Origin of the sequence: Enterococcus sp. ARL09-542 (assembly GCF_005234805.1) — a bacterium.
In the GTDB taxonomy this organism is placed as follows: Bacteria; Bacillota; Bacilli; order Lactobacillales; family Enterococcaceae; genus Enterococcus_D; species Enterococcus_D gallinarum.
In genome coordinates this window covers 26229-47774 of sequence record NZ_QPQX01000018.1, presented here as the reverse complement: position 1 = coordinate 47774, position 21546 = coordinate 26229, and the positions used below count along the sequence as shown (strand labels likewise).

At 41.6% G+C, this 21546-nt stretch carries 19 protein-coding genes and 3 pseudogenes; 3 read left to right on the top strand and 19 right to left on the bottom strand.

The window, feature by feature from the left end; genetic code table 11:
* From DVW06_RS14930 to DVW06_RS14885, 10 genes and pseudogenes are all read right to left on the bottom strand, one after another.
* Positions 1 to 149, bottom strand: a pseudogene (locus tag DVW06_RS14930) (phosphopentomutase); the annotation flags it as partial.
* Positions 150 to 320: 171 nt separating this feature from the next.
* On the bottom strand, positions 321 to 1274 hold the full coding sequence (locus tag DVW06_RS14925) for an ABC transporter permease (protein ID WP_003127943.1): 954 nt from the start codon (positions 1272 to 1274) through the stop codon (positions 321 to 323).
* Positions 1274 to 2425 carry an ABC transporter permease gene (locus DVW06_RS14920; protein ID WP_021150638.1) on the bottom strand — a complete coding sequence of 384 codons (1152 nt, stop codon included), beginning with the start codon at positions 2423 to 2425 and terminating at the stop codon, positions 1274 to 1276. The genes DVW06_RS14925 and DVW06_RS14920 overlap by 1 nt, the downstream gene beginning before the upstream one ends.
* A complete protein-coding gene (locus DVW06_RS14915; protein WP_369915288.1) occupies positions 2418 to 3959 on the bottom strand; it encodes an ABC transporter ATP-binding protein in 1542 nt (513 codons plus the stop codon). Before DVW06_RS14915 ends, DVW06_RS14920 begins: the two co-directional genes overlap by 8 nt.
* Positions 3960 to 4226: 267 nt before the next feature.
* A complete protein-coding gene (locus tag DVW06_RS14910; RefSeq protein ID WP_003127940.1) occupies positions 4227 to 5348 on the bottom strand; it encodes a BMP family lipoprotein in 1122 nt (373 codons plus the stop codon).
* A gap of 66 nt (positions 5349 to 5414) precedes the next feature.
* Complete coding sequence (locus DVW06_RS14905) at positions 5415 to 5813, bottom strand: cytidine deaminase (protein WP_003127939.1); 399 nt, start codon at positions 5811 to 5813, stop codon at positions 5415 to 5417.
* Between the two features lie 21 nt (positions 5814 to 5834).
* Complete coding sequence (deoC, locus tag DVW06_RS14900; protein WP_005470021.1) at positions 5835 to 6497, bottom strand: deoxyribose-phosphate aldolase; 663 nt, start codon at positions 6495 to 6497, stop codon at positions 5835 to 5837.
* 12 nt (positions 6498 to 6509) lie between these two features.
* Positions 6510 to 7811 (bottom strand): pyrimidine-nucleoside phosphorylase, encoded by a 1302-nt coding sequence (locus DVW06_RS14895; protein WP_003127936.1) that lies wholly within the window; start codon positions 7809 to 7811, stop codon positions 6510 to 6512.
* A 123-nt stretch (positions 7812 to 7934) separates the two neighbouring features.
* Positions 7935 to 8954, bottom strand: coding sequence for a LacI family DNA-binding transcriptional regulator (locus DVW06_RS14890; protein WP_003127935.1), 1020 nt, complete (start codon positions 8952 to 8954; stop codon positions 7935 to 7937).
* Positions 8955 to 9198: 244 nt separating this feature from the next.
* Positions 9199 to 9801, bottom strand: a complete 603-nt coding sequence (locus DVW06_RS14885; protein ID WP_003127934.1) for a class I SAM-dependent methyltransferase — start codon at positions 9799 to 9801, stop codon at positions 9199 to 9201.
* A gap of 316 nt (positions 9802 to 10117) precedes the next feature.
* Between DVW06_RS14885 and coaA the strand changes: the two genes are divergently transcribed.
* Entirely contained in the window at positions 10118 to 11041 is a 924-nt protein-coding gene (coaA, locus tag DVW06_RS14880; protein ID WP_003127932.1) for a type I pantothenate kinase, read from the top strand.
* Between the two features lie 81 nt (positions 11042 to 11122).
* Entirely contained in the window at positions 11123 to 12688 is a 1566-nt protein-coding gene (gene guaA, locus DVW06_RS14875) for a glutamine-hydrolyzing GMP synthase (protein ID WP_003127931.1), read from the top strand.
* 255 nt (positions 12689 to 12943) lie between these two features.
* Here the strand turns inward: guaA and DVW06_RS14870 are convergent.
* The 4 genes and pseudogenes from DVW06_RS14870 to DVW06_RS14860 form a co-directional block, all read right to left on the bottom strand.
* Positions 12944 to 13735: pseudogene (locus DVW06_RS14870) on the bottom strand (DUF2264 domain-containing protein); the annotation flags it as partial.
* Positions 13736 to 14183: 448 nt separating this feature from the next.
* Entirely contained in the window at positions 14184 to 14507 is a 324-nt protein-coding gene (locus DVW06_RS17565) for a hypothetical protein (protein ID WP_238696192.1), read from the bottom strand.
* A gap of 51 nt (positions 14508 to 14558) precedes the next feature.
* Positions 14559 to 15386, bottom strand: coding sequence for an acyltransferase family protein (locus tag DVW06_RS14865; RefSeq protein ID WP_041120031.1), 828 nt, complete (start codon positions 15384 to 15386; stop codon positions 14559 to 14561).
* 180 nt (positions 15387 to 15566) lie between these two features.
* Positions 15567 to 16049: a hypothetical protein gene (locus DVW06_RS14860; protein WP_003127927.1), complete on the bottom strand. Its 483-nt coding sequence runs from the start codon at positions 16047 to 16049 to the stop codon at positions 15567 to 15569.
* Positions 16050 to 16544: 495 nt separating this feature from the next.
* Here DVW06_RS14860 and DVW06_RS14855 point away from each other — a divergent pair, with 495 nt between their 5' ends.
* Positions 16545 to 17195 (top strand): SDR family oxidoreductase, encoded by a 651-nt coding sequence (locus DVW06_RS14855; RefSeq protein WP_003127925.1) that lies wholly within the window; start codon positions 16545 to 16547, stop codon positions 17193 to 17195.
* A 129-nt stretch (positions 17196 to 17324) separates the two neighbouring features.
* On the opposite strand, the pseudogene DVW06_RS14850 reads toward DVW06_RS14855, so the two are convergent.
* The 5 genes and pseudogenes from DVW06_RS14850 to DVW06_RS14825 form a co-directional block, all read right to left on the bottom strand.
* Positions 17325 to 18163 (bottom strand): annotated as a pseudogene (locus tag DVW06_RS14850) (Cof-type HAD-IIB family hydrolase).
* A 336-nt stretch (positions 18164 to 18499) separates the two neighbouring features.
* Positions 18500 to 19027 carry a GNAT family N-acetyltransferase gene (locus DVW06_RS14840; protein ID WP_081131070.1) on the bottom strand — a complete coding sequence of 176 codons (528 nt, stop codon included), beginning with the start codon at positions 19025 to 19027 and terminating at the stop codon, positions 18500 to 18502.
* 333 nt (positions 19028 to 19360) lie between these two features.
* Positions 19361 to 19960, bottom strand: coding sequence for an alpha/beta hydrolase (locus DVW06_RS14835; protein ID WP_003127922.1), 600 nt, complete (start codon positions 19958 to 19960; stop codon positions 19361 to 19363).
* Positions 19957 to 20601, bottom strand: a complete 645-nt coding sequence (locus tag DVW06_RS14830; RefSeq protein WP_003127920.1) for a flavin reductase family protein — start codon at positions 20599 to 20601, stop codon at positions 19957 to 19959. Before DVW06_RS14830 ends, DVW06_RS14835 begins: the two co-directional genes overlap by 4 nt.
* A gap of 52 nt (positions 20602 to 20653) precedes the next feature.
* Positions 20654 to 21544, bottom strand: coding sequence for a ring-cleaving dioxygenase (locus DVW06_RS14825; protein ID WP_021150654.1), 891 nt, complete (start codon positions 21542 to 21544; stop codon positions 20654 to 20656).
* Between the last annotated feature and the right edge of the window lie 2 nt (positions 21545 to 21546).

Below are 21546 nucleotides of genomic sequence, written 5' to 3'. Positions count from 1 at the left end.
CCTAACTGTTCCAAATGAGGAATCGTCAATCCAGCTTCTTTGGCGATATGTCCTAATGTATCAGAACCAACGTCACCAAATTTTTCTGCATCGGGCGCTTCACCGATACCTACAGAATCCATTACGATCAAATGTACACGTTTAAACATTCTTTTCCCTACTTTCTTTTATTGTTATTCTTTTCTTATCATACTAGAAATAAGAAAGATTTGCCTTTAAGGATGTTTGAGATATTGGGTTTCTTGCTGCTACACAAAAAAAAGGGCAGGGCACAGCAACACAAACATGTCCCATAGCCCCACCCTTTCATACAGAAAAAATTATTTAGATTTGATGTAGTTCTTACCGTTAGCTTTAGGTCCTGCCGCTTTCCCAAGGAACAGCACTAGAACAATAATTGTTAACGCATATGGTGCTGCTTGTAGATAAACCGCTGGAATGGAGGAAATGATTGGCAATTGTCCGCCAACGATACTGATGTTTTGCGCAAAGCCGAAGAAAATTGCAGCGCCCATCGCACCTAACGGATTCCATTTACCAAAGATCATTGCTGCCATTGAGATAAACCCTTGACCGGCAATCGTTGTTACAGCAAAACGTCCAGCGATTGATTGGGCAAATAACGCGCCACCCATTCCGCCTAGGAAACCGGAGATCAACACGCCAGAATAGCGCATCACATAGACATTGATTCCTAAGGTATCTGCTGCCTGAGGGTGTTCACCCACGGAACGTAGCCGTAAGCCAAATCGTGTTTTAAAGATGACAAACCAAGCAATCACAGAAATCAAGATCGCAAAGTAAGCAGGTAAAAACGTTTGGTTAAAGAAGACTGGACCAATCACAGGAATATCACGCAACACAGGAAAATTGAAATACCCTAATGTTTGTTGAATATTGTCTGTTTGCCCTTTGTTGTAGATGGCTTTAACTAAGAAGACAGCCAGCGCTGGCGCCATCAAATTCATTACGGTACCACTGATAATGTGATCTGCTCTAAAGTTGATGGTGGCTACAGCATGCAGCAGTGAGAAGGCCATTCCTACTAACCCGCCGACTAGCATTCCTAACCAAGGTGTCCATGCACCAAATTGTGACGCAAATTCAATATTGAAAACGATCGAACTGAAGGCACCCATCACCATGATTCCTTCAAGACCTACGTTAACGATCCCGCTTCGCTCTGAGAAAACGCCGCCCAGTGCAGTCAGGATCAATGGTGCAGCATAAATCAACGTTTGTGTGACGATCGAAGAAATTAAACTGATATTCATTAGATGGTTCCTCCTTCCTGATCTTGATTATTTGGCTTTGCTTCAATTTCTTGGACAACAGCGACTTCCTTTTTGCCATCAAAGATTTTAGCTAATACAAAACGAATCACGTAGCTGATCGCAACGAAGAAGATGATGATCGCAATGTCGACATCAACAAGTTCTGAAGGAATCCCTGCAAACTGCATTCCTTGTCCGCCCAGTTTAAGAACACTGAACAGCAATGCAGAAAGTAAAATCCCAATCGAAGACCCGCTGCCTAATAATGAGACTGCCATCCCATCAAAACCAATACTCAATGACGAACCTTGAACGAAGAAGTTTTCAAAAGTTCCCAAACCTTGAACGACGCCACCTAATCCAGCTAATGTTCCAGAGATGATCATTGAAATAATGATTGTCCGTTTGCTGCTCATCCCAGCATACTCAGATGCGGTTGGATTCAAACCAACTGCTCGAATCTCATAACCTAACGTTGTTTTCTTCATCATGAACCAAATCAACACGAGGAAGATCAGTGCCATGAAAATACCAATGTTTAACCGGGAATTGTTGGTCAAATTTGCTAAGAAAGGTGTTTGTAAAGAGGCATTGTCGCCTACCATTTTGGTCACACCTTTTGTTGTGATCATGGATTCATTCATGACGTTATTGACGATATGATTTCCTGTATACAATAAAATATAATTCATCATAATAGTTACGATAACTTCACTCGTACCAAAGAAGGCACGTAAGATACCTGGAATAGCTGCAGCAATTGCACCACAGGCTGCCCCTACAAGAATAGCGGTAGGCAACACGATGATTCGAGGAGCATCTGGCATAGACAATGCGACCCAGATACTTGCTACCCATCCTGCTAATGCTTGTCCAGAAAGACCGATATTAAAGAATCCTGCAGAATTCGCTACTGCGAATCCCAAAGCTGTAAAAATCAGTGGACCAGCTGTAACGAAAATCTCACCAATATTTCTAGCATTCAATCCGCCGTTTTGACCATTGATAAATACGGTACGGAACATTTGAAGATACCCATCGATTGGGCTGTAGCCAAATGCCGCCATGATGATTCCACCAAGGATAAAACCAAGCAGAACAGCAATGATCGGCACAAGCAGGTTCCGAATTTTTTCTTTGCGGTTATTCAACAGAACCACCTACTTCCTCCATTTGTAGCTCGCGTCGGGCTTCTTCTAATGAATAACCCGCCATTAGTAATCCGAGTTCTTTTTCTGATGTCTCTTTCGGATCAACGACGCCAACAATCTCACCAGCATGGATAACGGCGATTCGGTCTGATACGTTCAAAATCTCATCTAATTCGAAGCTGACTAACAAGACAGCTTTGAATTTGTCCCGCTGTTCGATCAAACGTTTATGGATAAACTCAATTGCGCCTACGTCTAAGCCCCGTGTTGGGTTCGCTACGATCAAAAGATCCGGATCACGGCTGATTTCCCGTGCAATAATCGCCTTTTGCTGATTCCCGCCAGAGAGGGCACGAGCAGGAACAATCTCATTGACTGTACGGACATCAAACTCTTGGATCAATCCACGGGCAAATTCATTCATTTCCCCGTAGTCCAGCACGCCATAATTGCTCAGCGGTTTTTGATAATACGTTTGTAAAGCAATGTTTTCTGAAAGCATCATGTCTAGAACCAATCCATATTTATGACGGTCTTCCGGCACATGCCCGACACCTGCCTCCGTTACTTTACGAGGTTTGAAATTTGTAATGTCGTCACCATTCAATAAGACTTTGCCGCTTTCGGATTTTCTTAATCCTGTGATTGCCTGTAGCAATTCCGACTGTCCGTTGCCATCGATTCCGGCAATCCCCAGAACTTCCCCAGCCCGCACTTCCAAACTTAAGCCTTTAACAGCCTCTAGGCCGCGATTTTCTTTTACAACTAAGTTTTCGATAGACAGGACGACTTCTTTTGGTTCTGCAGGTTTTTTCGGTGTTTTGAAGGAAACAGAACGACCAACCATCATATCTGCCAATTGCTGTGACGTTACGTCTTTGACATTGACTGTACCTATTCCTTTGCCTCGGCGAATCACTGTACAACGGTCCGCTACTGCTTTGATTTCATCCAACTTATGAGTAATCAAAATGATGGATTTTCCTTCCCGAACAAGTCCTCTCATAATGACAATCAATTCTTCGATTTCTTGTGGTGTCAGTACTGCAGTTGGTTCATCAAAAATCAGTACATCTGCACCCCGGTATAATGTTTTTAGAATCTCCACACGCTGTTCCATCCCGACTGAGATGTCTCGCACATAAGCATCTGGGTCAACCGATAAGCCATATTGCTCAGAAACCCGTTTGATTTCTTTGCGGGCTTTTTTACGGTCCAACACACCCAATTTATTTGGTTCGCTTCCTAAAATGATATTTTCCGTGACAGTAAACGCGTCAACCAGCATAAAATGCTGATGGACCATACCAATGCCAAGTTTATTAGCTGCTGTAGGGCTAGTAATATTCACTTTCTCCCCATTCATCAAGATATCGCCTGATGTCGGTTCTAACAAACCTGACAGCATATTCATCAAGGTCGACTTGCCAGCTCCGTTTTCCCCAAGCAATGCGTGGATTTCTCCCGGCCTTACTTGTAAGTTGACATCGTCATTGGCTTTGAAGGTTCCAAACTCTTTGGTGATATGGCGCATTTCTACAACATATTTTTCTTCAGCCAAGTTTCTCACATCCTTACTTTCTAATTCGCTCTCACACTCAGTGACACAACAATTTTTAATACAAATAAATGCTATTGCTTAGGATGGTTATTATCCTCATGAAAACTCAACAGCTTTCATCAAGACATTAACCACTAAAGATGTATTAGCAAGACGAGCATCTGAACGATAGCGAATCGCTCAACTCTACTATCGTTCAGAATTTCTTGTCTTTTTTTTTCATTGTTTAAAAAAACTTGCTTATTTTTCTGGTTTTTCTGGCACTTCAACTTTGCCATCGATCACATCTTGTTTTGCTGTTTCGATCGCTGCTTTTGCATCATCTGATAAGAAACCTTCAGTGATATCTACACCGCCGTCTTTCAAACCATAAACGATGTGTTCGCCGCCAGGGAAGTTATCTTCTAATGCACGTGTTGAAATATCTTGTACGGCTGCGCCTACACCTTTAAGTGTTGAAGCCAATGTGAAGTTGTCTTCTTTGCCGTCTTTTGTTTTGTATGCACCTTCGTCTTGTTGGTCGCTATCTACACCGATAACCCAAACTTTTTTGTCTGCAAGGTCAGCTTCGTTCAATTGTTCATTGATTGCTTTTGCTTCTTGGAAGACACCAGCACCAGTACCACCTGAAGCATGGAAGATTACGTCAACGCCGCCTTGGTACATTGAAGCTGCTAGGGCTTTCCCTTTTGCAGGGTCACCAAATGATGCTGCATATTGAGAATCAATTTTAATCTCTTTGCCTAATGCTTTAGAAGCATCTTCGACACCTTTGATAAAACCAGCTTCAAAACGGTCGATTACGACACCTTCTTCACCGCCGATAAAGCCAACTTTGTTTGTTTTTGTTGTATAAGCTGCTGCAAAACCAGCTAAGTAAGCTGCTTCGTTGTCTTTGAAGGTTGCAGAAACAACATTGTCTTTGCCTTCGATGACATCATCGATAATCCCAAATTGAGTATCAGGGTTTTGTGCTGCAGCTGCTTCAATTGAATCTTTCAATAGGTAACCGACACCAAAAATCGTTTTGAATCCGTTTTGGACAGCACCATTTACGTTTGTTGTATATTCTGAAGCTTCATTTGATTGAACGTAGTCATATCCACCAACACCGCGAGCGATGTTATGTTCTTTCCCCCAAGCTTCCAAACCTTCCCAAGCAGATTGGTTGAATGAACGGTCATCTACACCACCGATATCGGTAACGATTGCTACACTGTGTGCTGCATCTGTTTTACCGTCTGCAGAACCGCCGCCTGTTGAATCAGTCGAACCTGACTTTCCTCCATTGCCACATGCACCAAGTAGTGTCAACCCAGCCACTGCAACAATTCCTAAACTAAATAATTTTGCTTTTTTCATTGCTGTAAAGCCCCCTATAAAATAGTTTTTATTTTTCAACAGCCGCTTCGACTGAATGAACATGGTTTATAGATCTTTGTTCGTAAAATAATATGGCAGCAACCCTTCGACAGTTGTCTCTTTGATTATACCATCGTCTCCCACAAGAGTGACTGGCATATCCGGCTGACAGAACTCAACCATTACTTGGCGGCAGGCGCCACAAGGTGAGATAGGCTCTGGCGTATGACCAGCAACAACTAAGTGTTGAAAGTCTTTTTCGCCTTCTGAAATTGCTTTGAAAAATGCGGTGCGTTCCGCGCAATTCGTTAAGCCAAACGAAGCATTTTCGATATTGATGCCTTGATAGATGGTTCCTTTTTTGGTGACCAAGCAGGCCCCAACTGGAAATTTAGAATAAGGAACGTAAGCTTTGTCTAATGCGGCAACTGCCGTTTCGATCCACTCTTTTTTCGCTTTTGTCATGATGAACCTCACTTTATTGAATTAGTAGCCAGCCCCCGTTGACCCTGTAACGATTGCTACACTTGCACTGGTTCCTAAACGATTTGCTCCTGCTTCGACCATTGCTGCTGCTTCTGCTTCGTTATGGATGCCGCCAGATGCTTTCACACCCATTTCAGGGCCCACTGTTTCACGCATCAGTTTGACATCAGCAACAACCGCTCCGCCAGTAGAGAATCCTGTCGATGTTTTGACAAAATCAGCTCCTGCTGCTTTCGCTAATTCACAGGCCTTTACGATTTCTTCATTGTCTAAAAGTGCTGTTTCAATAATGACTTTCACTAATGCTTTGTCTTTAGCTGCTGCAACAACCGCTTCGATATCCGCTTGAACTTTTTTGAACTGTTTTGATTTCAAGGCACCAATATTAATGACCATATCCACTTCATCGGCACCATTCTTGATGGCATCTGCCGTTTCATAAGCTTTGACTTCTGATGTATTGGCACCTAAAGGAAAGCCGATCACGGTACAAACAGCCGTCGGTTCACCTTTTAATTCTTCTGCTGCCAAAGCTACCCAAGTAGGATTGATACAGACAGAATAAAAGTGATAGGTTTTTGCCTCTTCAATGATGCGCAAGACATCTTCTTTTGTTGCATCTGCCTTTAAAATAGTGTGGTCGATCATGCGATTTAATTCCATTCCACTCGCTCCTTATTCTGTAATGATTTCATGGATCAACGGTGGCTCACCGCCGCTTTCTCCGATTTCAATATTTTGATAGATCAATTCGATGACATCATCGATGGCTTCTGTGTTGCTGTAGATCGTTAACAGTGCTTCACCTTGCTCAACAGACTCTCCCACTTTTTTATGCAGTTTGATTCCTACTGCGTGATCGATGTCTTCTTCTTTGGTTTTGCGGCCGGCACCTAACATCATAGCTGCGATGCCTAGTTCATTGGCAACGATCTTAGTTACGACGCCAGAAGTTTTTGCTGGTAATGCTCTTTGATAATTGGCAGTCAAGATTTGGCTTGGATCATCGATCACTGAATCATCGCCACCTTGATTACGGATCATTTCACGAAATTTAGCCAACGCTTTACCAGAGTGCAGTGCCTCTTCCAATAATGCGCGTGCTTCTTCCAACGATTCTGCTTTTTGGGCTAAAACAACCATTTGGCTGCCTAATGCATAGCACATTTCTTCTAAATCAGCTGGACCGTTTCCTTGCAATGTTTCAATAGCTTCCACTACTTCCAAACTATTTCCAATGGCTTCGCCTAATGGCTGTGACATATCTGAGATCACAGCCATTGTCTGACGGTTCGCTAATTTGCCAATCCGAACCATCGTTTGTGCTAAGCGTTTGGCATCCTCAATTTTCTTCATGAAAGCACCGTCACCAGTCGTCACATCTAACACGATGGCATCCGCACCTGCTGCGATTTTCTTACTCATGATCGAGCTAGCGATCAATGGAATCGAGCTTACGGTCGCTGTGACATCCCGCAACGCATATAATTTTTTGTCTGCAGGGGCCAAATCCCCCGACTGACCGATAACCGCCACTTTGCTTTCGTTTACGAGGCGAATAAACTCTTCTTCTGCAATCTCAATCTGAAACCCGGGAATTGATTCTAATTTATCCAGCGTACCGCCTGTGTAACCAAGTCCACGACCAGACATCTTGGCAACTGGCACACCAACACTTGCTACTAGTGGTGCTAGAATCAACGTGGTAGTATCACCGACACCCCCTGTTGAATGTTTATCTACTTTGATGCCTTCGATTGAAGAAAGATCAATGACTTCACCAGAATTTGCCATAGCTAAAGTTAGGTTTGTGATTTCTTCATCGGACATATCCACATAAAAAATAGCCATCAACAAAGCACTCATCTGATAATCTGGAATACTTCCTTCAGTATACGCAGTTACAATGTAGTCGATCTCTTCCTTTGTCAATGACTTACCGTCACGCTTTTTTTCAATTAAATCCACCATTCGCATCAAAATGACCCTCGCTTCCTCTGACATTATACAATATTTTTCTTGTAGGTAAACCACTTTAGTAAAACGGTTTACTATATAAAACAAAACTATGAAAACACTTACAATTGGAAATATACCGCACTATTTCGCAATTGTCAATGCCTTCACGCTCTCACGAAGAATTAATTTTGTATCAAAAATCTTATTTGGAATTCTTCGAGAAGGAAACTCGATGGCGTCTACCAAAAATTTCGCTGCCGTAAAGCCAATCTCAAAGGTTGGCTGCATCACCGTGGTCAATGGTGGTGTGATGTATTCCGTTAGCTTCAATGCGTCAAAACCAATCACAGAAATATCCTCGGGCACTTTTTTCCCTGCTTCATAGATTGCTTGATAACAGCCGATCGCCATAGCATCATTCCCACAAAAAATAGCCGTAAGCTCGCGGTATTTCAATAATTTCTTGCAGGCATCGTATCCGCCGGTCACTGTTAACTCAGCCGACTCCACGTAACGCCCTTTAAACGGGATCTGATGATCTTTCAACGCATGACGATAACCATTGAAACGTTCTTCCAATTGATAATAACCAGTACTTTCTTTTAGCATACCGATGTTTTGATGGCCATTATTGATCAGATAGCTGACTGCTTGATAAGCGCCTTCGTATTCTTTCACAATCAAACGGCCATTGTCTCTTTGATTGATTCCCCGATCGACGAGAATAATTGGTCGGTCATCAAAAAAACCGCTCTTCAATGAATACTCGTCAGGCAGCTGATGCGGTGTTGCCAAAAGAATACCATCCACTGATCGATGAGACAGCTCTCTCAAATATTGTATTTCTTTTTCTTGGCTATGTCGGGAGTTACACAATACCAGCATATACCCCAATGGATTGAAATAACTTTCTGCTCCTTCAATGATTTTAGAAAAGAAAAAATCCGTAACGTCAGGGACAATCATACCGATCGTTTTTGAGTGGCGATTGATTAGATTCGAAGCAAAAAAATCTGGCTTATAATGGTGCTTATTAACGATATCCAGTACCCGTTTGCGGGTTTCTTCACTGAAACGGCTACCTTTATTGTTCAGAATTTGCGAAACAGTAGTTACAGATACCCCTGCCATTTCAGCAATCTGCTTGATTGTCAGTTTCATTTACTTCTCACCTCTTTCTTGCCTAAAGTGTAGCAAATTTTTTCTAAAAAAAATAGCACCCCTTGCTTTCTTCCAAAATTTTCTTTTTACAAGGGTTAAAAAACAGCTCCATTCCTTAAAAAAATCGACAAAAGAAAACAAAAAATAAAAGACCAGCGATTCTAGGCAGCTCCTAGCAAATGATCGTGGTCTTTAAAAAACAGGTAAACCTGTTGTGAACGTGAAAAACGTCTGCTTTGCGCGCTTATTCTTTGTAGCTTTGAATAATATAATACCCTTTGTCTTTTTTGATGATTTCGGCATTACCAAAGGTTTGTTGCATTTTCTTTTGGGCACTGGGGGCACCTTGTTTCTTTTGAATCACGATCGTTAATGTGCCGCCCGTTTTCAATAGCGGCAGAGCCCCTGTCAAGATCTCATGAACAACCTCTTTGCCTGCCCGAATAGGTGGATTGCTAAGAATTGCTGCGTATTCGCCTTGATGCAAGGTTTCGTAAATGTTTGAGGCATGAATGTCGGCATTCTCGATGCCATTTCGTTTCGCATTGCCTTGGGCAAGATCAACCGCCCGCTGGTTGATATCGATCATTTCCACTGGACGCTGGGATGCATAAGCCAATGACAACCCGATCGGTCCATAGCCACACCCCACATCCAAAATCGTTCCCTCTGGTAAATCCGCCCATTCAAAGGCATCAATCAGTACGCGAGAGCCATAATCGACGGTCTCCCGGGAAAATACCCCACTATCTGTCACAAACTGAAATTTCTTTCCTTTTAACTCAAAAGACCATTGTTCAAAATCATGTGCTGTTTCCGGATTTTCTGTATAATAGTGATTTCCCATCTTTGTTCACCCTTTTTTCTTTTAACTAGCGATAGTTCTCGCTTTATCTGTTTGACAATCAAAAGCATTTCATTTGCTGACTCTTTTCCATGATACCGAAATTCCTGCAGAAGTAAACTCCCGATAATCGTTTCCTCAATGAATCTTAGATAATTTTCGTTTCTTTGCCAACGATTTTTCCTGGTTTTTTTATAAGTTCCTGCCATTTCTATGGTAAAATATTTCCGAGCAGCAACCAGATACAGAAAATCAGCCTTTTCTGAAGGCCAAGTACCGGTCTGCAAAGATAGACAGGTTCTATATGAAGGAGTCGAACATGCAAGAAACCATGAATTTTTATCAAATTCCTCGGGAGCAATGGCAAGGCTTTTACACCAATGGCATGATGCCTTTCACTCAAGAAGAATTAGACAATATCAAAAGTTTGAATGACCGCATCTCGGTCCAAGATGTCGAAGATGTTTACGTGCCACTGTGCCATCTGATCCACCTTTATATGAAAGAATTTGAATCTCTCACGTTAAGTAAAGGACTTTTCTTGCATCGTTATGTCAAAATGCCGCCATTCATTATTGGCATTGCCGGCAGTGTCGCTGTTGGTAAAAGCACAACGGCGCGTTTGGTTCAAAACCTGTTGAGCCGGCTTTTCCCTCGGCGCACCGTGCAACTGATTACTACTGATGGCTTTTTGTACCCAAACGAGGTTCTAGAAGCACGAGGGATCTTGGATCGAAAAGGATTCCCTGAAAGTTATGACATGGAAGCATTGATCAATTTTTTGAACGCGGTGAAGTCTGGAGAATCTGAAATCAAGATCCCCGTTTACTCTCATGAAGTTTATAATATTATTCCGGATACGTTTGAAATCATCAATCAGCCAGATATTTTGATCGTTGAAGGAATCAATACATTACAGCTGCCCGCAAACCAGCAGATTTATGTCAGTGATTTCTTCGACTTTTCGATTTTCGTGGATGCGCAGCCCGATCTGATCGAAAAGTGGTATTTAGAGCGTTTTGAATCTCTTTTGGATACGGCTTTTCAAAAACCAAACAATTATTACTATCAGTATGCGATTGGCGACCGCGGTGAAGCAATCAAAATGGCAAAAGAAGTATGGAAAAATGTGAATTTAAAGAATTTACACGAGTATATCTTGCCTACACGCAGCAGAGCCGATATAATTCTCCATAAAACAAAGCACCATTCAATCGATGAAGTATTCTTGCGAAAATATTGACTGCTTCATTATTCACCCTTATGCTGTTGAAAAGGAATCTTCCTTTTTTCAATAAAACTAAAAGAATAGAGGTAATTTATTGTGACAAACGTTGACAACATGCCAAACGTTGAAAAAATTATCGTACTCGATTACGGTAGTCAGTACAATCAACTGATCACCCGACGTATTCGTGAGTTCGGTGTTTTCTCAGAGTTATTGAGCCACCGCATTACTGCTGAAGAAGTAAAGGCAATGAATCCTAAAGGGATCATCCTTTCTGGCGGTCCAAACAGTGTGTATGATGAGAAGGCATTTGGTATTGATGAAAAGATTTTTGATTTGGGGATCCCCGTGTTAGGAATCTGTTACGGTATGCAGTTGATTACTTATAAATTAGGCGGAAAAGTTGAACCAGCCAAAAACCGCGAATACGGTAAAGCAGAATTGGAAGTCACTTCTGCCGATGCTGCTCTTTTCCAAAATACACCTGTGAAACAAACAGTTTGGATGAGTCATGGCGATTTAGTTACCCAAGCGCCAGCAGGTTTTGACGTCGTTGCCACCAGCAAAGACTGTCCAATTGCTTCTATCCAACATGCAGAGCGCAAAATGTATGGTATCCAATTCCATGCCGAAGTTCGTCATTCCGAATATGGCAATGATTTGTTGCGTCACTTTGCAATCGATGTTTGCCAATGTACAGGCGACTGGACAATGGACAACTTCATTGATATGGAGATCGCTAAGATCCGCGAACAAGTGGGTGATAAGAAAGTCTTATTAGGTCTATCCGGCGGTGTTGATTCTTCTGTCGTTGGTGTTCTCTTACAAAAAGCGATTGGTGACCAATTAACGTGTATCTTTGTTGATCATGGTCTATTGCGTAAAGGAGAAGCCGAACAAGTCATGGAAAGTCTTGGCGGAAAATTCGGCTTGAATATTATCAAAGTTGATGCCAAAGAGCGTTTCCTATCCAAATTGGCTGGTGTTTCTGATCCAGAAGAAAAACGCAAGATCATTGGGAATGAATTCGTTTATGTCTTTGATGACGAAGCAACCAAGCTGGCCGGTGAAGAAGGCGTGTCTTTCCTTGCACAAGGGACCCTTTATACCGATGTGATCGAATCAGGAACAGAAACAGCACAAACGATCAAATCTCACCACAACGTAGGCGGTCTGCCTGAAGATATGCAATTCAAATTGATCGAACCATTGAACACATTGTTCAAAGACGAAGTTCGTGAATTAGGAACCCAATTAGGCATGCCCGACAGCATCGTATGGCGTCAACCATTCCCAGGACCAGGTCTAGGTATCCGTGTTCTTGGCGAATTGACTGAAGAAAAATTAGAGATCGTCCGTGATTCAGATGCCATCTTGCGAGAAGAAATCGCCAATGCTGGATTGGATCGCGACATTTGGCAATACTTCACTGTCCTACCAGGTATCCGCTCTGTAGGTGTAATGGGTGATGGCCGTACGTACGATTACACTGTTGGCATCCGTGCAGTCACTTCCATCGATGGCATGACCGCTGACTTTGCCCGCATCCCATGGGAAGTCTTACAAAAAATCAGCGTCCGTATCGTGAACGAAGTCGCACACGTCAATCGAATCGTGTATGATATTACGAGTAAGCCACCTGCAACTGTGGAGTGGGAATAATAAAAGAAACCGTGAATCCTTTGATACTAAAGGGATTCACGGTTCTTTTTTGCTTTTGAAGTTCTTTTACTGAAGAAAAGATACTATAGAGAAACAGTTATCATATCATCGTCTGAGATTAGTCGTATTACTTTACATGTTCAACTTCTGCTTTTTAAATAAAAATTAATTTTGTATACTATTCTTAATAAAATGAAAGAAAATCAAAAGAGCTAATATGTTTTTTAGCAATTTTCAGAAGAAAGGAGGGTTCTTTTGAGCAAAACGATAAATCTGACTCCGCCCATAAGGCAAAGCTTCACCATCTTCATCAAAGTAGTAAATAAAATCTTGCGCAAATAAAGTAGCCCGCTCAATAAATCGCTCTGACCATTCTGGATCTTCTTCTTTCATAAAAGTAGCATAGATCAAACCGTAATAATGAAAGGCAAAAGCAACATAATAATCGCGTTGCGTTACTTTTCCATCTACGTACCATCCATCACCAATATACATCGAATCGATCAACGCTAATTCTTGTGTAAGTTCGTTTTTTGCCAATGGATCCCCACACTGATACAATGCCACCCGGATCAACACTTTAAAGAATGTCCAATTGTTTTTGGGAATCTTACAGGTTAATGCGTGTGACAACCACTTTTTCAGTGCTTGTTGATTCCTTTCAGGCAATTGCTCCCAAACATATTCTTTATGTAGTAAAAGTGTTAATGCCAATGCCGCTGCTTCAACAATATATTGGTCATAGTCCGTGATCTCTCCCCAATAATTTTCGCTGCCAGGGTCGGTTCCTGTCATTAATTTAGCAACATAGGCATCTCGCAACGGATCATCTTGGCATGCTGTCCAATAAGGTGCGATCCCCCATAGCGGACGTACAAGCGCTTCCATCTCTGCACGCTTCTGATCATATACAGCACCGCTGCTACCTAAATTCAATCCTGGACGATCAGTGGACAAAATAGCTGCCCGCAACGGTTGCATGATTTGTTCAAGTGCCGCTTGGTAATCCTGACGAGTCAAAAAAGGATTCTCTTGTAACGACGTCATTGTCAGCCCTCCTCTATCGATTTACAAAATAGAATAGCAAGCAAACCGGGCTTTTTCAACCGTTCTCATTCTATGAAGCAGTGATAAAAATGAGAGATTTTTCTCTCGTATTTCTCACTTAACCTATTAACAAAAGAATGACCCGTGATTCTATCTCAAAAGAGGAGTCGCAGTCCGAAAAAGTTAACCTGTCAAATATGAAAAGTCTATGATAGATTCCCAGATTTCTCGAATTTTTTTTCATAATTTTTTTCTAAAAAAAAGACCGACACATGTTTTGGCGCTTGAATAAAAAGTTGGCTTTCAAAAAGCTGCAGACAACTTACTCTCGGGCGTGAGACTAAGTAATACCCCATCAAGCTGTATCTGCTAAATAGCTCATAAAGTTTCTCCTGTCGGCTCTTTCTCTCAATAAGGAATGATCCGAGGAGCAGACAAGACAACACCCTTAGTTCTTGACTGCAGGAAGAACCATTCGCCAATTCATAAAAAAGAAGAGTGAAAAGAAACTAGAAATGACCCATATACAGGGAACTAATTCAAACTTAATCACAGCGCTGCTCACTTTGAACTGATACAAGGATCCAGCTAAAATAAGGGTTAGTCCGATACTGGCAAACAGAGTTTTTAACAACAAAGCAGGTCTTAACGGTTTGCTGCGAATGTGGATAATGACCTTAGCAAATACATGGGTTAGGAATAGAATGGTTAGGAAGCTCAATATTCCGGAAGAGAGCATGCTTAGCTTCAATGCTTTACCAGTCTCTTCCACCAGAACAATGCAAATAGGATGGATAAAATAATAATATTGTGACAGTTCTCGTTATTTTTTTAAGCAGGAGTTCTGCGTTGGATTTTTTGAGAGCAGCCAAAGAAATAAGAAAAAACTCAACGGCACAAGCATCAAGATAAAATTCATGTCCAATCTGTGAATGTGAGAAAGGAACAGACCTTCCAACACGAACAAACTTCCAAATAACAAAAGAAAACTAGAACTATGTTTTCCCATTCGGGATAGCTTTTCCTGATGATCATAGATGAAAAAGCCAATAAGCGTGAAAATCATGCCAAAGAACAGACCATTTCTAGTCGTAAATGTTAGCCTAATAACCAGATCAAAAAAATCTTTAAACCAACCAGATGGTAGAAGACCATAGTAGGTCTCCAAACTTCCAAATAAATAAAGAACTAGTGAAATGACAAACACTTTTTGATACGAAAAACGTTTCAACAAATTTACTATAAAAATGACCGAAAGGATAAATGCAGGGATGTACCATAAATGATAATAGGTGCCGATATGGACAAATCCCACAAACAAAGCCGCAGGAAGTAGTTCTATTGGCACTTCTTGATTTTGATGAATCCAGTCTAGCCCCATCGGAAGGAAAAGAATGCTCCATACGACGTAAGAGTTGATTAAATGCAGGAAATATTCTTTTAAATATTCCGGTCTCATCTGCATCCCCTTACGGATGAAAAATGAACTGCTAACAAAAAAGAAAGGCACCGCAATACGACAAATAATATTTTTGATAAAAAAATTGGTCTCCGCTTGAGGAATAAGGGTATCACAATGAATCATAATAACCATGATAGCCCCTGCATATTTCATTCTATCCAATGCTGGATAACTCACTCTTTTTCCCATCCTATCCTCCATAAACTGGTAGCCACTTATTTTTTCAGCCTAAATATATCACAGCAGAGAAAAAATATTGTCCACCATAAGTCTGAACTTCTACACTGGAAGATAAGCAAAGAAAAGACGTTAAAACACATTACATCCTTCAAAAAAAGAATGCAGCAGGTTTTAACGCCTTTCAACAGTTTACAGCCATTCTTGCTTTACAACAAAAAATGAGCCGCGAATCTCGCCAGCAAGTTTCGAACGCTGACGAGCGAATTTAAATTTCCCTTCTAGCTCAGCAGGAACCGGCATCCCTTCCGACAGTTTGATACCAACTGCACGTTTCGGAGGCTTTCCTTCACTGGTTCCATGTTTTTCATAGAGTAAATTAAGAACCATGCCACTCTCATAATAGAATTCAGGCCAAAAAAGATCGTCATCTTCGTAAAGTGCTACTTCAAGAATGGGTGATTCAAAAACTAGATCCCGTTCTTCTTTTAAGATCTGCTTGATCAGTGCCACCAAATCAGGCTTCTCAGCAGCTGGATAGGTGGTATACACATATTTGTATTTGTTCCAAAAGTAACGCGCTTCATTTGCCCGCAGACCGGCTAATTTTTCTGCAACAGGAGAGCTCTCTAATCCATCCGTCACTACATTTTTAAAATCCACTTCGTAAGCCATTTCTTTTCTCCTTACGTTTATTTGATCAATCACCAATACTAGCTAAATAATGATTATTTGATGGCTTGATTATAACACTAAAGAGGAATGACAGGTCACTAGCTAGCTTAAGGAAATGGTTTAGCCAGTACTAGTTGGTACAGGCAACTGGATAGTCAGTCATTATTGTTTTGGAGGACAAAGAACTAGTTGTCATTGTTTGTCGAATAGTAGGAGGGATGCTATGCTTAATCTAGAAAGATTTTTGATCAATCATCTATCGATATAAGTTTAGCTAAAAAAATTCCCTTCAATCTCTGAAGAGAAAACCAATAACAAAGGGCTATGACCTAAGTAAACATCCAACGAAATGATCTGAGTTGGAGGAGCGGTCGAATACTTTTCATAAAGCTGTGATCAGAATCTATGAGATCACAGAAGCCTGTCTCTTAGTATTCAGATCTTCCGTTTATTAAAATACTTACAGTCATCCCTTTTCTGAAAAGGAGAATCTCTATGAAAGTCTTATTTATTGGTGCATATGGCAAAGTCGGTCAGCATTTCGCCGAGCAACTGAAGAATCATCCACAGATCAAGGAAAAAGCCTTGATCCGAAATCCTGAACAAGTTCCTTTCTTTGAAGAGAAAGGGATCGAGACGGTACTACTGGATTTGGCTTCCAGCTCGATTGAAACGATCGCAGAAGCAGCAAACGAAGTTGACGCTATTGTTTTCAGTGCTGGTGCCGGCGGCAAAGGACTAGAAAAAACGATAGCAGTCGATCTAGATGGTGCCGTCAAAGCCATGGAAGCGGCAAAGAAAGCGGGCGTCAAACGTTTCGTCATGGTCAGCACTTTCAGAAATGATCGGGAAGAACTGTTGAAACAAAATAGTTTGCAGCCTTACACGATCGCCAAATATTATGCGGATGAATGGTTGAGAAGCCGCACCAACTTGGACTGGACCATCGTCCATCCCGGCGGTTTGACAGACGATCCGGGAACAGGCAACGTCAAAGCAGGCAAACGCAATGAGTTCGGCTCGATTCCGCGGGCAGATGTTGCTGCCACATTGATCGCTGTTTTGGAAAATGAAAACAGTATTGGCAAAGAATTTGAAGTCATCAGCGGAGAAACACCAATTGCTGAGGCCATTCACGAATTATAAAACCATCTGATGAAATAGTCCCCTTTCGTTAACAAGCAGTCCCTGCCACTATGTTGTCTCTCAAGCGACAACATAGTGGCAGGGACTTTTAGGGCGAAATGCAGGCTGTGCCTTCTCCAAACAGCATGCTTATCTTGTACCTTTAATCATTGCTAACGCTTGCGAAACACCATCTTCGTCATTTGAAACGGTCACATGATCTGCTAATTCTTTGATTGCTGGATGACCGTTTGCCATGGCAAAACTTATATCCGCGTTCTTAAACATTTCTAAGTCATTTAAACTATCTCCAATAGCGAATTTTGTTGGCTGGTCTAATTCATAAATGCGGCTAAGATGATCAAAAACAAAGCCCTTGGATACGGAGCGAGGAACGATTTCAAGATTGACGGCCGCTGATTCAGTAACAGAGACATTTGGTATATTTTCTATCTGCGGAAATAGCTCTTTTTTTATCTCACGATTAGGGACGAAAACAAACAGTTTATAAACATTAATATTTTTTTGATTGATGATTTCTTCAATCGCATCGTAAGCTGTCGACTGAATGGTATTTTCATAATCAAGTTCATAATTCAGTTCTTCTACAGGAAATTCTTGACCAATCGCATAGAAAATGTTTTTCATCTCTTCTTGATAGTTTTGCGATTCATAGCTGCCTTGATTGGTATATATTTTTGTTGGAAACGCTGAAACGATCTGGCTCACTTCTTTTACAGCTTGGGGATCAAATGGAAAATCAAAAATCAGCTTGTCTTGATCGTACCCAATGGCACCATTCAATCCGACCGCCGGGATCGCTAAATCAGCTTCTTTGAGGATCGCCTGAATATCTCCTACTTCTCGACCCGAACAAATAAAGGGAATCAATCACTGGAAAGCGACTTTAAAGAAGCGGCATTTTTATGACTGATCTTTTGCTCCGAGTTTAGTAGTGTTCCATCCAAATCAATTCCTATTAAATTCATGATATACGCTCCTATATTGTTTTTCTTTATTATACGTTTTAACTTAGGAGTTGACCAATACCTTTCGCACATAGGTTGTTATCTCTACAACAGCGAATTTATTCATATGCCTTGACTTCGCTCAAACAAATGTCCTAATAGTTAGAGCATTGCTCTAACTAGCCAGTTCAAAAAAAGAGGAGAATGAACTAAAACGATGGATATCATCAAGATATTGATTATGAAAGACTCTTGTAACCGATGACTTTAATCAGTATCCTGCTGGAAATCTATTTTTGCGCTATCTGCGATTTTTATCCAGATAGACCTCTTTAATAAGCAATATGATTTAGTGCCTTAATTACTTTTATTCAGGCCATTGTCAGCATCTGCTAATTCATATACCATCACGACTGTCGAACAACGCTCACCGACTTGATTCACCCAATGATCTTTCAAAAAACCGCTTTGTTTGAACCCTACTTTTTCGTATAATTTCAGTGCCGGCTCATTTGTAGAATTGACAGTGATTTCGATTCGATTAAAGCGATTTTGGGCAGCAATCCTTTGCATGCCTTTTTCTAAAGCCGCTTTCCCATAGCCTTGCCTTTGCCTTGACAGTTCACCAATCTTTATATCAAACGTTGCTCCTTTAGCTTCGATAGGCTTGTAGGCAAATTCTCCAATGGGGTGGCCTTTTTCGTCTATAATCAATAAAAACTCACCAGAAACCTCCTCGTAGTAATGAAGCGATTGCTGTACTTCCTCAATGCTCACTGCTAACCCTTGAGGGAAACCGACCGCTGCCATCACCTTTCCGTCTTGCCACCATTTCTGGATCAGTGGGCTATCATCTATTGTTGCTTTTCTTAATGAAATTGCCAATTCTTTTCTCCTTTATTTTTATCAGTTGTCTCTCTCACGAGGGCACATCCAAGAAGAACCTCGTTCGATTATTTCAGATACTTTTGCAGAGCATTCTCACTTCTTCTATGACCTCAATAGAAAGTCTATTTAATAAATTGGTTTGCCTATTAATCAATAGTATGGCATAAAAATAAGCAGCAGTAAACGCTACCTGAATTTCTAAACTTTTTCTATAAAAAAACAGCAGCCACTGGATCTTGTCTGCCCCTTTGGTTGCTGTTTTTTTAAATTGTTGTCTTCAGTTGTGTTTTTTTACAGTATATATAGTGTTAAACCCTGTTTCACAACCAGTTAATCTGCCTTTTCTAACCACTTTCGTGATTTTTCAACCTCTTGATAGGTCAGTTGATGACTTGGGGTCCAAACATATTCTATTTGTGCACCTCGAGACTCAAAAATCGCTTGCACATACTTGCTGTCTTCCACAGAAACGATAGGGTCCTTCAGACCCAAACTCATAAATACGTTTGTTTGTGCCAGTAGGTGATTGGGTAATTTCGATACTGGATACATTGGATGGTACAAAATCGCTTTTTGAAAAAGAGCACTGAATTCCAGCAATAGATTGAGCGCAATATTGGCTCCATTAGAGTAACCAACCAAGACAACTTGTTCGATTGAGAAACCTTTTTCTTTAGCGACTTCTTGAATGAATGCTGCCAGTTCTTGCCCCCGGAACATTAAATCTTCTTCATCATAGATGCCTTCTGCTAATCGTTTGAAATAGCGGGGCATGCCATTCTCTAAAACATTGCCTCGAATACCTAGCAATGATGCTTGGGGATCTAGGTCGTGACCTAGATCAAGCAAAGAGCGTTCATCGCCGCCGGTTCCATGTAACAAGACAAGTACGGGAGCAGCTGGTTTTCCTTGGTGAAAGATAAAGTTCATTTGTCCTCCTTCTCGTTTGGTCGTGCCAAATCGAAGATCTCGCCGATCTCAGCATACGAATTTCCCGCAAGTCGGCTAACTGCCGCCAATTTTTTGGGATTGATTTTTCCTTCTTCATAGACCTGTTCATTTATTTGATACCCAGTGATTTTAAGTAAGAGCAGATCCACTTTTATCTCTTCTTTGTTTTTTTCCTTGGTTTCTTCCTCGTTAATCGGTACATGTTGGTAAAGGGTGGTTTCAAAGCGAATTTTCGCCTCTTGCAATCCGGGTACGCCAACCGTTTGAGAAGGGACTGGCGTAAAATTTGCGACGGTCAATTCACTTTGTTCTGCAGGTAACAGTGCCGCTGCCTGATTGGCTGCTTCCACATTGCTGCGATCCAAGATATGGATCACTGCTTCCTTGGTCGTGAGTAAGTTACGAGCCGTATCTTTCATCGTGCCCTTTTTTCGCTGAACAGCGATCGAAACGATGGCGGGTTCTGAACTGACGATCGAAAAGAAACTGAAGGGGGCAATGTTTACGGTCCCTTCTGCCGATCGTGTCGTTACGATGGCAACCGGCCGCGGAATGATCGAGCCGATCAATAATTTATAATTTTCTCTTTGCGTCAGATTTTGGGGATCCAAATAAATCATGCAACACCGCTTTCTCTTTTTTGTGTATGATTGATGACTTCCTACTTGTAAATTAAACAGTCAATTTGGGTAAATGAGCTGTGATTTCTCCGCGGCGCTCTTCAAAGTGAGGGGGCAATTTGAGTGCTGTCCCCAGGGTTTCCAATGGTTCATCGATGAGAAATCCCGGAGATTCCGTTGCAATCTCAAAAAGGATCGTACCAGGCTCTTTAAAATAGACGGCTTTGAAGTAGTTACGATCTTTGATTTCTGTAACACCATACCCTTTTGTATAAAGGTCATCTTGCCAGTTGATTTGGCTTTCCTCATTCGGTACCGACCAGGCAATATGATGGACGGTACCGACACCCCAACGACCAGGTCTCAGTGGCTCTGTTGGTAGGAGAATCTCGTGTTTCACTGGTCCGGCAGTCACCAATCGTCGGTTTGATTCTGTCTCCGCTACAACTTGCAGCCCTAGATCATGGGTCAACGTCTTGAATGTTTCCTCTGGCTTAGCGGAAAGTAAGACCGCTCCATGGAACCCAAGAATCGCGTTTGTTTCCGCTGCTTCCCCTTCCACTAGCGCTAAAGACAGTTCATGAGGATCTTGAAGTTCCAATGTTGGTTGCCCAAATAGATGGCTCTCATGAACAGTGACTTGATGATGGGCCAATTGTTGTTTCCAATAGTCGCTGCTGCCTTTAGGAATGCGAAAGGTAATCGTGCCCACCTGTCCGCTACCGACACGACCAGGATGCGCGTTGGCCCATGGGAAAAAGGTAATGATCGTGCCATTTTCAATGGACAGATTGCTGTAGTAGAGATGATACGTATAAGGATCATCAAAGTTGACGGTTTGTTTGACTAAACGCAAGCCTAATACTTCGCGGTAGAAGTCTACATTTTCTTGCGGGTCACCGACGATTGCGGATATATGGTGGATTTGTTGAATGGGTTGCATCA